General features: G+C 32.5%; 17 protein-coding genes. 11 read left to right on the forward strand and 6 right to left on the reverse strand.

Going from position 1 to position 14,994, the window contains the following annotated elements; genetic code table 11:
* Positions 1–12: 12 nt before the first annotated feature.
* Together Q1A73_RS17070 and Q1A73_RS17075 are read right to left on the reverse strand one after the other, a co-directional pair.
* Positions 13–636, reverse strand: a complete 624-nt coding sequence (locus Q1A73_RS17070; RefSeq protein ID WP_299607793.1) for a hypothetical protein — start codon at positions 634–636, stop codon at positions 13–15.
* Between the two features lie 2 nt (positions 637–638).
* Positions 639–1,133 (reverse strand): RNA polymerase sigma factor, encoded by a 495-nt coding sequence (locus Q1A73_RS17075; RefSeq protein WP_219008303.1) that lies wholly within the window; start codon positions 1,131–1,133, stop codon positions 639–641.
* A gap of 207 nt (positions 1,134–1,340) precedes the next feature.
* Between Q1A73_RS17075 and Q1A73_RS17080 the strand changes: the two genes are divergently transcribed.
* Positions 1,341–2,639 carry an NAD(P)/FAD-dependent oxidoreductase gene (locus Q1A73_RS17080; protein WP_299607798.1) on the forward strand — a complete coding sequence of 433 codons (1,299 nt, stop codon included), beginning with the start codon at positions 1,341–1,343 and terminating at the stop codon, positions 2,637–2,639.
* Here Q1A73_RS17080 and Q1A73_RS17085 read toward each other — a convergent pair whose 3' ends face one another.
* The 3 genes from Q1A73_RS17085 to Q1A73_RS17095 all read right to left on the reverse strand — a co-directional run bounded on the left by Q1A73_RS17085 (position 2,640) and on the right by Q1A73_RS17095 (position 5,335).
* Complete coding sequence (locus Q1A73_RS17085; RefSeq protein WP_299607800.1) at positions 2,640–3,521, reverse strand: GLPGLI family protein; 882 nt, start codon at positions 3,519–3,521, stop codon at positions 2,640–2,642. It abuts the gene before it with no gap.
* Positions 3,522–3,537: 16 nt separating this feature from the next.
* A complete protein-coding gene (locus Q1A73_RS17090) occupies positions 3,538–4,407 on the reverse strand; it encodes a GLPGLI family protein (protein ID WP_299607802.1) in 870 nt (289 codons plus the stop codon).
* 124 nt (positions 4,408–4,531) lie between these two features.
* Entirely contained in the window at positions 4,532–5,335 is an 804-nt protein-coding gene (locus Q1A73_RS17095; RefSeq protein WP_299607804.1) for a GLPGLI family protein, read from the reverse strand.
* 199 nt (positions 5,336–5,534) lie between these two features.
* Between Q1A73_RS17095 and Q1A73_RS17100 the strand changes: the two genes are divergently transcribed.
* From Q1A73_RS17100 to Q1A73_RS17145, 10 genes are all read left to right on the forward strand, one after another.
* Entirely contained in the window at positions 5,535–7,688 is a 2,154-nt protein-coding gene (locus Q1A73_RS17100) for a TonB-dependent receptor (RefSeq protein ID WP_299607806.1), read from the forward strand.
* Positions 7,689–7,890: 202 nt separating this feature from the next.
* Positions 7,891–8,319, forward strand: coding sequence for a DUF2141 domain-containing protein (locus Q1A73_RS17105; RefSeq protein WP_299607808.1), 429 nt, complete (start codon positions 7,891–7,893; stop codon positions 8,317–8,319).
* Positions 8,320–8,419: 100 nt separating this feature from the next.
* Positions 8,420–9,040: a hypothetical protein gene (locus tag Q1A73_RS17110; protein ID WP_299607810.1), complete on the forward strand. Its 621-nt coding sequence runs from the start codon at positions 8,420–8,422 to the stop codon at positions 9,038–9,040.
* A gap of 48 nt (positions 9,041–9,088) precedes the next feature.
* Complete coding sequence (locus Q1A73_RS17115) at positions 9,089–10,441, forward strand: 2TM domain-containing protein (RefSeq protein WP_299607813.1); 1,353 nt, start codon at positions 9,089–9,091, stop codon at positions 10,439–10,441.
* Entirely contained in the window at positions 10,434–10,778 is a 345-nt protein-coding gene (locus tag Q1A73_RS17120) for a 2TM domain-containing protein (RefSeq protein WP_299607816.1), read from the forward strand. The genes Q1A73_RS17115 and Q1A73_RS17120 overlap by 8 nt, the downstream gene beginning before the upstream one ends.
* A complete protein-coding gene (locus Q1A73_RS17125; RefSeq protein WP_299607819.1) occupies positions 10,768–11,112 on the forward strand; it encodes a 2TM domain-containing protein in 345 nt (114 codons plus the stop codon). The genes Q1A73_RS17120 and Q1A73_RS17125 overlap by 11 nt, the downstream gene beginning before the upstream one ends.
* 10 nt (positions 11,113–11,122) lie before the next feature.
* The gene (locus Q1A73_RS17130) at positions 11,123–11,437 is read left to right on the forward strand and encodes a 2TM domain-containing protein (RefSeq protein WP_299607821.1); all 315 of its coding nucleotides are present in this window, start codon (positions 11,123–11,125) and stop codon (positions 11,435–11,437) included.
* A 20-nt stretch (positions 11,438–11,457) separates the two neighbouring features.
* Positions 11,458–11,769, forward strand: a complete 312-nt coding sequence (locus tag Q1A73_RS17135) for a 2TM domain-containing protein (RefSeq protein ID WP_299607823.1) — start codon at positions 11,458–11,460, stop codon at positions 11,767–11,769.
* 44 nt (positions 11,770–11,813) lie between these two features.
* On the forward strand, positions 11,814–12,119 hold the full coding sequence (locus tag Q1A73_RS17140) for a 2TM domain-containing protein (protein ID WP_299607826.1): 306 nt from the start codon (positions 11,814–11,816) through the stop codon (positions 12,117–12,119).
* A gap of 171 nt (positions 12,120–12,290) precedes the next feature.
* Positions 12,291–13,046 (forward strand): LytTR family DNA-binding domain-containing protein, encoded by a 756-nt coding sequence (locus tag Q1A73_RS17145; RefSeq protein WP_299607828.1) that lies wholly within the window; start codon positions 12,291–12,293, stop codon positions 13,044–13,046.
* A 3-nt stretch (positions 13,047–13,049) separates the two neighbouring features.
* Here Q1A73_RS17145 and Q1A73_RS17150 read toward each other — a convergent pair whose 3' ends face one another.
* The gene (locus Q1A73_RS17150; RefSeq protein WP_299607830.1) at positions 13,050–14,924 is read right to left on the reverse strand and encodes a T9SS type B sorting domain-containing protein; all 1,875 of its coding nucleotides are present in this window, start codon (positions 14,922–14,924) and stop codon (positions 13,050–13,052) included.
* Between the last annotated feature and the right edge of the window lie 70 nt (positions 14,925–14,994).

Below are 14,994 nucleotides of genomic sequence, written 5' to 3' on the forward strand. Positions count from 1 at the left end.
GGGATTTTTTGTTTATACTTCAAGTTTCTGAAGTTCTTGATAATTCTTTTTAAGCCTTCTGGTTAGTATTCCATATACCACTCGATACAGCAATGCTAATAATCCAATGAAAACTGCTAACACCAGTACCGAGGTAATGATTACTACATATAATGGAATATTCTGATCAGCGGATTGAGCTTCATACGTATCTGTATAAAAAGTCATGTACATAATAACGACCAACGTTGTTAAAGACAAAAAGCTAATATTCACCCAAACATACTGTTTTACAGTTTTCCTTGTATTCAGGATATTTTTCATCAACACCGATGCCGAATCTGTAGTCTTTATGTTTTTATAATTGATATAAAAACGGACAATAAAGTAGATTAATATTCCATACGATAAAATCGTAGATATCACTGAAAAGTTTTCTAATCCTAAAATCTCAAGATCATCATACTCACCAGATAGCCTCACCATAATGTCTATCGAAGACCATAAAACAAACTCTATGACACTTATCAAAAAGATCCACTTAACTATAGATGATGATTTCTTTAAAATCATCTTATAGATCTCATTATATGATAGTTTTGGAAGTTCCGAATCTCGGCTTTTCCAGTCTTTTTTTAATAATTCTAATTCATCCATCTTTATGGGTTTAATATTTTTTTCAACTTCGTCTTCACTCGATTCATTTTTACTCTTGCATTTACTTCAGAGATTCCCATAGTCTCTGCAATTTCTTTATATGATTTGTCTTCCAGATACAAGAAAACTAACGCCTTCTCGATATCATTTAATTGTTTTACTGCCGCGTACATAAGTTTTAATTGCTGCTCCACTCCATCGTCATACTCTTCTGCGGTGATTTTAAAATCCATCGCATCAAAATCAGAAGTTTTAATACTTCGTTTTGACTTTCTATATAGTGTAATAGCAGTATTTAACGAAACTCTATACATCCAGGTACTAAATTTAGATTCACCTCTAAATTTTGGATACGCTTTCCATAACTGGATAGTAATTTCCTGAAACAAATCATTATGCGATTCTGGGTCATTGGTATATATCCTACAGACCTTGTGCACTATATTTTGATTTTGCTCAAGATTGGTTACAAAACTATGTTCTAATTCTTTCTTCACTTTAGTTAGTTACACCTTATAAGTAGACAATAAAACAAATACGTTACACATTCTGAACTAAAATTTATTTTTAATGATACTATTTTTAGAACAAAAATATTTTAGCAACTGATTTTCAATCAGTTTTACCGAAGCAATAAACAAAAATAAATATTCTATAGTCTATATGACATTATCAGTTTATCTTTGTAGAACAACACTTTATTTATGAACATTCCTTATACTAATTTACCAAGATTAGTGATTATCGGAGGTGGTTTTGCAGGAGTAGCTTTAGCCAGAAAAATGGTAAAAGAAAACGTACAACTCGTGCTATTAGACAGACACAATTATCACACATTTCAGCCTTTATTATATCAAGTTTCAACCTCATCGTTAGAACCAGATTCTATTGCCTATCCATTACGAAAAATCGTAAAAAGAGGTAAGAACACCTATTTTAGAATGACAGAGGTTACCTCTATAGATCCAGGAAATAAAGAAGTTCATACCTCTATTGGCAGCATTACATACGACTATCTGGTTATCGCCACTGGAGCACGTACCAATTTTTTTGGAAATCAGACTATCGAAAAAAACTCCATGCGAATGAAAAACCTTCCGCAAGCCTTGAACTTACGAAGTTTGATGTTAGAGAATCTGGAACAAGCTGTAATTACTACTGATCCAGAAAAACGAAAGGAACTGCTTCGCTTTGTGCTAGCTGGAGCTGGTCCTACAGGTGTTGAGTTAGCTGGTGGAATTGCAGAGTTACAATTAAACGTACTCCCCAGAGATTATCCTGATATGGATTTTAGCGAAATGGAGATTCATCTTATTGAAGGAGCAGATAGAGTGTTACCACCTATGAGTCAGAATGCCTCCGAAAAAGCTTCTAAGTTTTTACAAAAAATGGGAGTGCATATTCATACTAATACTCAAGTAACCAATTACGAGAACAACGTAGTTTCTACCAATACGGAGTTATCATTACAAAGTGCTACATTCATTTGGTCTGCAGGTGTTACTGGTGCTCCTGTAGAAGGGTTAAAATCGGATGCTCTTATTCCTAGAGCAAATCGTTATAAAGTCAACGAATTTAATCAAATTGAAGGGTATGAGGATGTTTTTGCTATTGGTGATATTGCATTAATGCAAACAGAAGCGTATCCTAAAGGACATCCTATGGTTGCACAACCAGCGATACAACAAGGAAGTCATTTAGTAAAAAACATAAAGCGCAAATTACAAGGAAAACCTATGATTCCTTTCTCTTATTTTGACAAAGGATCTATGGCAACAATCGGAAGAAATAAAGCCGTTGTTGATATAGGTAAATTTCGTTTTGGAGGGTTCTTTGCCTGGTTTATATGGATGTTTATACACCTTTGGTTTTTAGTAGGTTTTAGAAATCGTTTTGTAACCTTTTTTAATTGGACCTACAATTATATCAACTACGACAAAGCCGCTAGATTAATTGTAAGACCATTTAAGAACAAAGAAGAAAATGCAATTGAAAGGGTTTAATTAATACTGATCAAATAGTTTCTGAGCCAAACCTTCTAACTCTTCTCTGTTAATTTTTTCGCCTTCTGTTGGCGGATTTATAATAATTGATTCAGAAGGAAATAAGGAAACCTTGTCGAAGCTGACTTTCTTTTTACCTTCTTTTAGTTCTAATATTAGACCAGGAAGCCCGTAATATCCTTTTGGTCCATAAGGAGCTTTGATTTCATTCGTATACCAAGCTTCTACTTTTTTATCCGAGTTTTTCAGTATTGCTTTATAACAGCGATATTGATCGATTTTCTTGGTTTCTTCGGTTAACTCCCATTCCTGTGGCTCTAATGTTTCATCGATCAAAAACTTTCTCCCTCTAAAATCAAATTTATGTACTTTTAAAGCGCTTATCTTTTTCTTTTGAGAAATGTCTAGATAAATAATTTCTGAATCGTTGTAATTAATCTGTTCATCAACCAATTCTTTACCTTTTTTATTGAAACTAGTTCTCGAGACTGTATCATTACTTACGTTGTCTTGCGGGTAATATAACGATTCCTTCTTGTTAACCTTCAAAATAGTGATATAATCATAAGATGGAATTGCCAATGGCGCTTTATTCCTTTCTTTCTTTTTCAATTTTTCTTTTACTATAGCGTATAGACTATCTGACACTGCTCTAAATTTTTGATTATAGAGTTGGATAGAGTCCTTACCAACACCAGGTTTATGTGTTGCCCTAAATTTTTTCATTCCTTCTATTAGAAATGAATCAATCTCAGTGTAATCAAAAGATTCTTTCTTTTTGACTTGAGCCGGTTTACGCTTTTCTTTATAATAGACTGTTAGCTCTTGAGATTTTGCCATAAATGAAGTCAATACTATAATACTTATTAAGATTTTTTTCATATCACTTCTGAGTACATTAATATTCATTAAATATCTTAGTAGATAAGTTTTCTAACTCTTCTCTAGTAATTTTTTCACCTTCATTAGGTGGGTTTATGATGATCGGTTCCGAAGGAAATAAGGAAACCTTATCAAAGCTTACTATCTTTTCCCCTTCTTTTAGCTCTAATATAAGACCAGGAAGTCCGTAATACCCTTTTGGTCCATAAGAAGCTTTGATTTTATTGGTATACCAAGCTTCTACTTTTTTATCCGTATTTTTAAGTATGGCTTTATAACAAATATATTGATCGATTTTTTTAACCTTATTCGTTAGTTCCCATTCCTGTGGCTCTAATGTTTCCTCTATAAGAAATTTTCTTCCTTTATAATCAAACTTATGCACTTTTAGAGAACTTATCTTTTTCTTTTTAGAGGTATCCAAATAGATAATTTCCGAATCATTATAGTTTATTCTCTCATCTACTAATTCACGTCCTTTTTTATTGGTACGACTATGAGAAACGGTATCATTACTCACTTCATTCTGTGGGTAGTACAATGATTTTTCTTTATTAATCCTTAATACAGTAATATAGTCATAGTACGGTATAGTTAGTGGTTTTTTATTCTTCTCTCTTTCACTAATCCTTGCGGAAATACGTTCTCCTTCTTTCTCAAGTTCCTCTCTAATCAACATAATAGAATCTTTACTGACTCCTGACTTTATAGCTTCCTTAATTTTAGCAAACTGTTCTCTGTAATAATCAGAAATTTCATCAGTGTCAAAAGATTCTTTTGTTGATACTTGAGCTGGCTTACGCTTTTCTTTATAAAACACAGTAATTTCCTGACATTTCCCTAAAAAGGAAATAAAGAAAAGTATGATCAATAATTTAATTTTCATGTAAAGATTTTGGTTAATGATGATTCGTCTAAGGAATTGGATCCTTTGATAATAAATTTAGACTATATAAGTATGTGTCATTTCGTCTAAAAATGTTACCTCAAATCATAAGTTTATTAAAAAATTAATGTTCATGAAAAAGTAACGCTGGTATTTCTTCTAATCCCTCTCTAGTAATTTTTTCTCCCTGAGTTGGTGGTTTTACTTCAAAATCATCCAGCGTATAAAGAATTTTATCTAAAAAGATAGTTGCATCCTCTTCAATCACTTTTATTATCAGACCAGGTAACCCCCAATATCCTAAAGGTCCAAATGACGATTTGATTTCTTCCGTATACCAAACCTCAACAGGTTTACGCCCTTTTACTCGATAATTTCCATAGCTATAACTTGTATACTCTTGCTTTTCTCTTTTAAAAACTAATGCTTTCTTACACAAATATCCAGAGATCATTTTTGTCTGATTGGTAAACTTCCATTCTAGATCAACCAGCTCTTCATCGATCAGATATTCTTTACCATAAGCATATTCTACACTTGATTTTTGTTTTGTATCTTGATTTATATAAACAATTTTGTACTCTTTTTCCGAGGTCTCTCTACTAATAAAAGTTTGTTTCCCGTCCTTTCCGTAAGAAACAGTAATATTAATTGTATCATTAAACTGCCGCTCTAATGGATAATAAATTGATTTCTCATGATCAATTCTAAGTACACTTGCATAACCATAATTTGCAAGTTCATCGCTATGATCCTTCGCTTTATCATTAATCAATTGTAAATCTTGCTTACTCATTCTTTTTTCAAAAACATATGTTCTTAATTGATAATAATCAGATTTACGTTCTTCTTTATAAAAAACCGTCATCTCCTGAGATTTACCTCCTATTGCGATAAGAAAAATTGATAAAAAGAGTATTTTTTTCATAGTTCATTGATTAAGAAATGTAAAACTAAAAAATTAGTTAAAAGATTCAACTAATTTTTTAGTTTATTTTTTCAAAATATACTATTTCCCTTTCCTAACAATCCATCCTACATTTTCTACAATTCAGTAAGAATCAATTTTTAGAATCTTCGTTTTAATACACCTTTGAACTGTCAATCAAAAAACAACAGTACATCAAATGAGATATTTATTATTTACCATTTCACTACTTGCCTCTCTTTTTTTAACCGCTCAAACCACTATTTCAGGAACTGTAACGGACCCTTCTGGCATACCAATTCCTGGTGCAAACATCTATCTAAAAGGAACTTATGATGGTGCATCTTCCACGGATACAGGAAGCTTTTCTTTTACGACTTCAGAAACAGAAGATCAAATCTTAGTAGTATCATTTCTTTCTTTTGAAACATTTATTTTAAACGCAACAGTAAACGAAATGAAAAACCTAAAAATCACTTTGAAAGAAGATGTTAACTCTCTCGGAAGTGTAATCCTGAATGCTGGTACATTTTCTGCTGGAGACAATAGCAAAGCATCTGTGCTAACACCTTTAGATATTGTTACTACCGCTGGTGCCGCTGGAGATTATATTGGTGCTTTCCAAACACTACCAGGAACTTCTACAGTTGCCGAAGATGGTAGACTTTTTGTTCGTGGTGGAGATGCCAATGAAGCTAATGTATATATTGATGGACTTCGTGTTTTCCAACCGTTTTCTGCAACTGCAAACAATATTCCTACACGTGGTCGTTTCTCCCCTTTCTTATTCAAAGGAACTAATTTCTCAACTGGAGGATATTCAGCAGAATATGGAGACGCATTATCAAGTGTACTTCTTCTCAACACCATTGATCAACCCGAACAGGAAAAGACAGACCTCTCCTTTATTTCAGTAGGTCTTGGTGTAGGTAATACTCAAAAATGGGAGAAAAATTCATTAAGTATCAATGCTTTTTACTTAAACCTAAAACCTTATCAAGAAGTTATTTCTCAACGAGTAGATTGGATAAAACCTTTTGAATCACTGTCTGGAGAAGCTGTATATAGACATCAATTTAACAATGGTTTGTTTAAACTATATGGAGGATTGAATTATGCCGATTTCGAATTAATTCAAGAAGACATCAATATTCCTGAAGGTATTAACTTTGGTTTAACCAATAGAAATTTATACCTCAATGCTTCCTATAAAGGTGAATTAGGGAATGATTGGACTCTTGCAACAGGTGTGAGCTTTGCTAATGATCATAATGACATTAAAATTGAAGATACAAATGTTGATTCAGATGACAACAGTGCTCATTTAAAAGTAAAACTTAGAAAAAGGTTTAATAATCGATTTAAACTAAATTTTGGTATAGAGCAATTTCTAGGAGATTTTAAAGAAGATGTTAGTGCTACTACCTTCGGAAATTTCCAAAGTAGTTTCAATAACAATAGTACAGCAGCTTTTGGGGAAGCAAACATCTTTTTTAACAAAAAGCTAGCGATGCAAGTTGGAATAAGAGGTACGCATAATTCCTTATTAGATATTACCAGAATATCGCCAAGAGCATCACTAGCATATAAAATTGCAGAGAAATCACAAGTCTCTTTAGCGTATGGAGATTTTTATCAAGCACCTCAACAAGACGTTTTAAAATACAACAGTTCTTTAGATCCAGAAAAATCATCACATTATATCCTTAACTATTTGTATCAGAACAATGGGAGAACTTTAAGAGCTGAAGCATATTATAAAGGCTATGATCGTTTAGTTAAATTTGATACAGAACTTCCTGAATTCGGAAGTACTTTTACTAATAATGGCGATGGATATGCAGCTGGATTAGATTTATATTGGAGAGATAATAAATCTTTTAAAAACTTTGAGTATTGGGCTAGCTATTCTTATCTGGATACAAAAAGAAATTATAGGAATTATCCAGAACGCGCCACTCCAAATTTTGCTGCCAAGCATAATTTATCATTAGTAGGTAAATATTGGGTCCAAGATTGGAAATCATTAATTAGTACCACCTATAATTTTGCTTCGGGACGCCCATATACAGACCCAAACACTCCAGATTTTCTAGGCACAAAAACCAGAACATTTAATTCTTTGAATATGAGTTGGGCTTATTTAATAAGTCAACAGAAGATCTTGTTCGTTTCTGTATCCAATGTATTAGGTTTTGACAATGTATTTAATTATCAATATGCCAACACTCCTAATGTGAATGGAAATTTTGCCAGACGCGCCATCAGACCAACTGCTGATCGTTTTTTTATCGTTGGTTTCTTCTGGACCATTAGCGATGATAAAACCGATAATCAACTCGATAATCTATAAAATAAATGTCATTAAACTAATAAATCCATTTAGTATTACATCTCCAGACATTATCTGTATCAAGAGAAAACTCAAAAACGACAATATAAACTTTTGTTTACTGTCTTTAAATCCATAAACACAACCAAAAGTAATCTTAAAATAAACTACAAATCAAACACTTGCAAAAACATATGTTTAATTTTATAAATAAAACTAAGCCATGAAAACCACTTATTATTTCACTTTTATTATTATTTGTCTAGTAAGCTCTTTTACTACTTATGCACAAAACGATGAAAACACCATCCAAATTGATATTTCAAATATCAAATCTTCTGAAGGCACCATCAGAATTGGGTTGTATAATAGCGAAGAAAACTTCTATAAAAAGATATTCAAATCTACCAAAGTAAAAAGTAAAGAAGGAGCACTTACCGTTACTTTAGAAAATATTCCTGCGGGCACCTATGCCATCTCATTATTTCATGACGAAAATGATAACGAAAAACTTGATACAAACTTTTTCAAAATACCTAAAGAACCTTACGGCACTAGTAATAATGCGAAAGGAAACTTTGGCCCACCAAGTTGGGAGGATGCTAAATTCTCAGTTTCTAATGGAGATGTGATCCAATCTATTAAACTTTGATACAATTCATCCATCATAAACTACAGTTCGGTATGATTTAATTCCAAATTTTCTGTTGTTGAAGGATATTTACCATGTAAAACTAAAACAACAAAAAATTATGAAAACAATTATCCTTATAGCTTCCTTTTTTATAGTACTAACATCAAACGCACAACAAGCATACGAAAAAGGAATGGGAAAAGCTTTTGAGCTTTGGGGCAATCAAAAAAACGACGAGGCGGTAAATCTATTCGAACGAATCGGCAGAGCAGAAAAGGACAATTGGTTACCTTTTTATTATGCAGCGCAAATACATATTATAAAAACATTTAATACCAAAGACGCTGAGGAAATTGAATCCCGTTTAAAGAAAGCTCAGAATTATTTGAATGAAGCTAAGACCTTTTCCAAAGACAATGCCGAAATTTTAATTCTAGAAGCAATGCTAAATACAGCATATGTAGTGTATGATGGAACAAAATATGGAATGACACATTCGCCTAAGGTCGAAGAATTATATCAAAGAGCAAAAAAATTAGAGCCCGAAAATCCAAGAGCAACCTTATATCATGCTGAGTGGCAAATGGGAGCTGCTAAATTCTGGGGTAAGGATCCAAAGGCCTTTTGTCCTGAAATAGAAAAAGCTATCTTGTACTTTGAAAAAGAATCGAACACAACACCTTTTTATCCAGATTGGGGAAAAGATCAGATAAAAAGGATACAACAAAACTGCAAATAAGGCTTAGCAGACATGTTCATCGATTCTATATAATACCAAAATTATACTATGAAGGATTTAAGAAGAGTACTGATCATTGCATTCGGAGTATCTATCGCAATAACTATCGTTAACTTATTCGCTAACGGTTTCAAAATTGATAGATTCTTAAGCATACAATACTGGATTATCAACTTCTTATATAGTTTCTTTCTCACGTATATCAACGTGTTATATTTTAGATATATCAATTATAAATTTGAATGGAAAAATAAAGGAATACAACGAATATTAATTGGTGCTGGTGGCTCTATAGTAGTAACCATGTTAGGATACTTTATTTGTGAGTTTATTGCAAGTGTTGTAGTACTACAAAGACAAACAACTAATGAGTTTTTAGCAGATCAATCTTTTGGAGATTATGTATTCCCACTATTGATCACAGCAATTATTTCATTGTTCTTTCATACCATTTACTTTTATAAAGCCTTACAAGAAAAAAAGGTAACCGAACAAAAAATAATAGCAGGTACAGCATCAGCAAGATTTGATGCTCTAAAAAATCAATTAGATCCTCACTTTTTGTTTAACAGTCTAAATGTTTTGACATCATTAATTGATGAAAATCCAAGAATGGCTCAAAAGTTTACCACATCGTTATCTAAAGTATATCGATATGTATTAGAACAAAAAGACAAAGAATTAGTAACCGTAGATGAAGAACTAAAATTTGCAAAAACATATATGACCTTGTTAAAGCTTAGGTTTGAAGACAGCATTATTTTTGAAATGCCCGAAAAAGCTTCTAATCCCGAGGCCAAAGTTGTTCCCTTGTCTTTGCAGATTTTATTAGAAAACACCATTAAGCATAATGTAGTAATGCCGGATAAACCACTACATATCAAAATTTATGAAGATGATGGTTTTCTAATTGTAGAAAACAACTTACAAACCAAAGAAGTTATCAAACAAAGCAGCGGTGTAGGTTTAGGAAATGTACAGCAACGATATGGATTACTTACCAAAAGAGAGTTTTCTGTATTCAAGACTGAAACGGCTTTCATTGCAAAGCTCCCGATATTAACTAAAAAAATAACATCAATCGATATGACAACATCACAAAATATAGCAATCGCAAAAGACCTGAAATATAAAAGAGCTAAAGATCGAGTAAAGAAAATGAAAGAATTCTACGGAAGTTTGGTCGCCTACTGTATCGTAATTCCGTTCTTGATATTCATCAATTATAAAACCACTGGTTTTGGTCTTCCTTGGTTTATTTTTCCAATGGCAGGTTGGGGATTAGGATTAATCTTCCATTATGCAGAAGCATTTGATCATCACCCAATATTTGGCAAAGATTGGGAAAAAAAGAAAATCAGAAAGTATATGGAAGAATCTAAAAGAGGAGATTATGAATAAGATGGATAAAAGAAAAGCCTATAATCGTGCAAAAAAACGCGTAGCCGAAGAAAGAGGATTCTACACACATGCCACAGTATATGTAGTAATGAACATTATCATTTTTATTTTTAAGATACAAATAGGCGATTATGTGAATAGTGAAAGATACAACGACTTCCTGCCATGGAATGTAGTAAGTACTCCAGTGTTATGGGGAATAGGATTATTAGGTCACGGATTATGGACATTTAGACATAGAAACGGATTAGGAAAACTTTTTAATCGCTCTATTTTCAGTAAAGAATGGGAAGAAAAAAAGATTGAAGAGTTTATGAATAAAAACAATGAATTGTAATATCATGGAAACATCAGAATTAAATAAAAAATATGAGTACGCTAAAAAACGAGTAAAAGAAGAGCGTATATTCTATACACATTTGGGTGTTTACTTGATAATTAATGTAATTATTGCAGCAGTAATTTTACAATTTCAAGAGTATATATATGATGGATATTTAGTGATTAATTTGATCAGTTCTCCAGTATTATGGGGAGTATTTTTACTTGCACATGGATTATGGGTATTTAGAGATAGAAAATTGAAGAAAAATTCATTTACCCTTTCTTTATTTAGTAAGAAATGGGAAGAAAAAAAGATCAAAGAATTAATGGACGATACTAATCAATAAAAAAAGAATCATGGAAAATTTAGAAAAAAGACAGAAATATTTAAACGCAAAAAAACGAGTTGAAGCAGAAAAAGGATTCTATAGCCATTTTACCGCATATGTAATTGTCAATGTTTTCTTGTTATTCATTAATGCTGATTTTTTAGATAATGGTTTTAGTGACTTCTTTAACTGGAATTTATATATCACTCCGTTTTTCTGGGGTATTGGTTTATTTTTTCATTGGGTAAAGGTTTTCAATCCTAACATAATATTTAGCAAACAATGGGAAGAAAGAAAAATCAAAGAAATTTTGGATAAAGAAAAGTTTAATAATTTTCTATAAAAATCATAATACTATTCGTCATGAAACCAATAGAAGAAGATAAGAGATTTAAAGAAGCTAAAAAAAGAGTTGATGATGAAAGAGGTTTCTATACACACCTTACTTTTTATATTGTCATCAATATAATCATCCTTTTTATCAATACCAACTTTAGCAGTCAGGGATTTAAAAACTGGGCGCAATGGCACTTATATGCTACTCCATTTTTTTGGGGAATAGGATTGCTATTTCATGGACTGAGAGTCTTTAAACGCAATTTTGTGTTTGGAAAAAGCTGGGAACAAAGGAAAATAAAAGAGCTTATGGACGAAGATGATACGCTAGATGTATGATCATTCGATGTAAAATAATACAATAACTAACAAAACAGTAACCAATGAAAGATTTCGAAGAACAAAAAAGATACGAACGTGCAAAAGAACGCGTAGAAGAACTAAAGAAGTTTTATAATAACCTATTTTCATATATCATCATTATAGGATTTTTAGCGGGATTAAATTATTATCAAAATGAATGGCGCTACGCATGGTTTTTATGGGCGGCATTTGGTTGGGGAATCGGTTTAGCATTTCATGCGGTAAAAGCTTATAGAATCAATCCGATGTTTGATAAAGATTGGGAAGAGCGAAGAATACGAAAGTATATGGATGAAGAAGATAGAGAGAAGCAACTTTGGGAATAAATTAGATAATTAGACTGAATTACAGAAGCGTGAAATTGGCATATTTAACCTTGTCTTTTTTGTTATATTACAATAAATATAGTTAATCAGCTTTTGCAAACATCAAGTCTAAATCACATAAAAAAAACAATAATCTAATTCATCCAACAATCTAACAATCCAAACTAAAATATGAATGTACTCATAATAGAAGACGAAAAACCCGCAGCAAGGAGACTTAGTCGTATGCTTGATGATCTTGATATTAAAGTAGATACGATGCTGCATTCTGTAAGCGAATCCATAGAATGGTTTAGTAATAATCCACATCCTGATCTTATTTTTCTGGATATTCAGTTAAGTGATGGTTTATCTTTCGAGATTTTTGATTCTATTACGATTAAGAGCTCTATTATTTTTACAACTGCTTATGATGAATATGCTTTAAAAGCTTTTAAATTAAATAGTATTGATTATTTACTGAAACCTATTGATGATGAAGAATTGGAATCCGCAGTCAAAAAATACAAAGAGCAATTACCTACTACTCCATCACTACAAGTAGATTTTGAGGATATCAAAAAACTTTTGGTAAACCCTATGGATAGAGAATATAAGAAACGGTTTACAGCTCGTGTAGGTCAACATCTTAAAATATTCTCTGTAGAAGATATCGAATGTTTCTATTCTGAAAATAAAGGAACTTATCTTCATACAAATGAAAATCGGAATTATTTGATCGATACCACTTTAGAGTCTTTGGAGAGTGAATTGAATCCGAAACAGTTTTATAGGGTAAACCGCAAGTTTTATATCAACATCAATGCAATAAAGGATATTATTTCCTATACGAATTCCAGGTTACAGATAAAGTTACATCATTTTAATGAGCAAGAAATTATAGTGGCAAGAGAACGTGTAAAGGATTTTAAAGATTGGTTAGAATAATTATTACCGAATCAACGAAAAGTGCCCAGTAACACTAGACCTGTCTTGTAAATCTATTCGAAACCAATATTCAGAAGAAGGCATTTGTCTGCCTAGATACGTACCATTCCAACCTGTGCTGTCAGGAAGCAATTGCTTTAGTAGTTTACCATAGCGATCATAAATATAGATAGAAGCCGAGGGAAACTGCTGTATCCCTTCTATCTGCCATAACTCGTGAAAACCATCATTATTTGGTGTGAAATATTCTGGATATACTAACAATATATATTCCTCTGAATCCGTACCGCATCCATTTATTTCTCTTACCATTACTTCATATAGGCCACCTTCTAAATTCGTAAACACATTACTACTTTGGTAATTAACACCATCTATAGAATATTCAAACTCGCCAGTATTTGCAGTTGTAATAGTAATGGTATCACCAATAGATGTAATAGCCTCAATGACAGGAGCTTCACTTTCTATAACTACAATAGTCTTCACACTAGAACACATGTTGCTATCCGTAACTGTCACAGTATATGTATCTTCAACATTTACAGTAATATTAGAAGTTGTTTCACCAGTATTCCATAAATACGTTACATTAGTAATTCCGGCATCCAATACCACACTTCCTCCTGAACAAAAAGAGGTTTCTTCATCTGTTACTTCTGGAGATTCAAAAAAATCCAAGCTAACGGCAGTTCGGGTATTCGATATACAAGAGCCCAATTCAGAAATAGCCTCGGCATAATAAGTACCTGAAACATCCGTAACATATGTTGTAGAATTAGCTTGCAAAAGACTTCCGCCTGCTACACTATCATACCAATTTACCGTAATACCGTTAGGAACATTTACAGAGACTCCCTGATTTTCGTTATCACAATTAATAACATTTCCATTACTTACAGGTGCAACAGGCTGTGTTATTATATTTACTTCATAGGTTTCTGATAAAGCGATACACAATGGATTAATAAGATTTATAGCATCCTCTGCAACTTTTACTCTATAATAAGTTGTTGTTGACAATGAAGGTGTAGTAAACATATCATTAGTTTCTCCGGGAATATCAGTCCAATTCACATTGTCAGAACTTTCTTGCCATTGATAAGCATGGGTTGTATAAATCGAAAAATCTGGAGTTGCAGTTAAAGTTGTTGAGATTGGAGCATCACTTTCACATTCAGTAATACTAGAATTATCTAGTGTATCAGTAACATCGATAAAATCTCCACATGTTCTAAAAACAATGTCGTCTATTGCCAAATCGTTTCCACAACCTCCATCACCGTTATTACTCATTCTCAATACAACAGATGTTTGCCCAGGCAAAGTTTGAAATACTAAACCATACTGTTCCCAATTTGGACTTGCCGTAGAAAAAATATCACCAGTACTCCCAGAAGCTAATAAATTAGTATCAGTAACATCCCATATTTGAAAATTTACATTCACTGGAATTCCATTTCCTCCACATCCGCTAGATGGCAATAAATTTAACAACCAAGCTGAAAATTCATAAGAAGTATTTTCACATAATCCCGTTACTGGTCTTCTAAAAAATTCTCCTGCCGTAAAATCTGCGTTGACAATAAAACATTTTCCATTCGTATCTCCAGGCGTATGATCCTCGGTATCATGCCAATCGAAATATCCCGTAAAACTAGAAATCGTATATGCTCCATCATCTGGCGCGGTATTTACATATCTATACGTTGTACTACCTGGAGGTAATGCGGGTCCAATAGTCGTTCCTGTTCCAAAAGTTTCATTAAAAATTGAGTCACCAGAATTCCCATTACAAAAGCCCAATTGCGCCACCAAGGCAAACGGAGAAAACAAGAGTAAAGACAGAACACAAAAAGTGTAATGAGATCGCTTCATAGTCCGAATATAGACTATTACCGTAAATAGACAACTGGTATCCCAGTACAAACTTTAAATTTTTAAGTAT

This window comes from uncultured Aquimarina sp., assembly GCF_947492115.1.
Classification (GTDB): domain Bacteria; phylum Bacteroidota; class Bacteroidia; order Flavobacteriales; family Flavobacteriaceae; genus Aquimarina.

Bases quoted from the DNA above. Each gene is read 5' to 3' on its own strand.
- Q1A73_RS17070 (WP_299607793.1), bottom strand. From the start codon at position 636: ATGGATGAATTAGAATTATTAAAAAAAGACTGGAAAAGCCGAGATTCG.
- Q1A73_RS17080 (WP_299607798.1), top strand. From the start codon at position 1,341: ATGAACATTCCTTATACTAATTTACCAAGATTAGTGATTATCGGAGGT.
- Q1A73_RS17085 (WP_299607800.1), bottom strand. From the start codon at position 3,521: ATGAAAAAAATCTTAATAAGTATTATAGTATTGACTTCATTTATGGCA.
- Q1A73_RS17090 (WP_299607802.1), bottom strand. From the start codon at position 4,407: ATGAAAATTAAATTATTGATCATACTTTTCTTTATTTCCTTTTTAGGG.
- Q1A73_RS17095 (WP_299607804.1), bottom strand. From the start codon at position 5,335: ATGAAAAAAATACTCTTTTTATCAATTTTTCTTATCGCAATAGGAGGT.
- Q1A73_RS17100 (WP_299607806.1), top strand. From the start codon at position 5,535: ATGAGATATTTATTATTTACCATTTCACTACTTGCCTCTCTTTTTTTA.
- Q1A73_RS17105 (WP_299607808.1), top strand. From the start codon at position 7,891: ATGAAAACCACTTATTATTTCACTTTTATTATTATTTGTCTAGTAAGC.
- Q1A73_RS17110 (WP_299607810.1), top strand. From the start codon at position 8,420: ATGAAAACAATTATCCTTATAGCTTCCTTTTTTATAGTACTAACATCA.
- Q1A73_RS17115 (WP_299607813.1), top strand. From the start codon at position 9,089: ATGAAGGATTTAAGAAGAGTACTGATCATTGCATTCGGAGTATCTATC.
- Q1A73_RS17120 (WP_299607816.1), top strand. From the start codon at position 10,434: ATGAATAAGATGGATAAAAGAAAAGCCTATAATCGTGCAAAAAAACGC.
- Q1A73_RS17125 (WP_299607819.1), top strand. From the start codon at position 10,768: ATGAATTGTAATATCATGGAAACATCAGAATTAAATAAAAAATATGAG.
- Q1A73_RS17130 (WP_299607821.1), top strand. From the start codon at position 11,123: ATGGAAAATTTAGAAAAAAGACAGAAATATTTAAACGCAAAAAAACGA.
- Q1A73_RS17135 (WP_299607823.1), top strand. From the start codon at position 11,458: ATGAAACCAATAGAAGAAGATAAGAGATTTAAAGAAGCTAAAAAAAGA.
- Q1A73_RS17140 (WP_299607826.1), top strand. From the start codon at position 11,814: ATGAAAGATTTCGAAGAACAAAAAAGATACGAACGTGCAAAAGAACGC.
- Q1A73_RS17145 (WP_299607828.1), top strand. From the start codon at position 12,291: ATGAATGTACTCATAATAGAAGACGAAAAACCCGCAGCAAGGAGACTT.
- Q1A73_RS17150 (WP_299607830.1), bottom strand. From the start codon at position 14,924: ATGAAGCGATCTCATTACACTTTTTGTGTTCTGTCTTTACTCTTGTTT.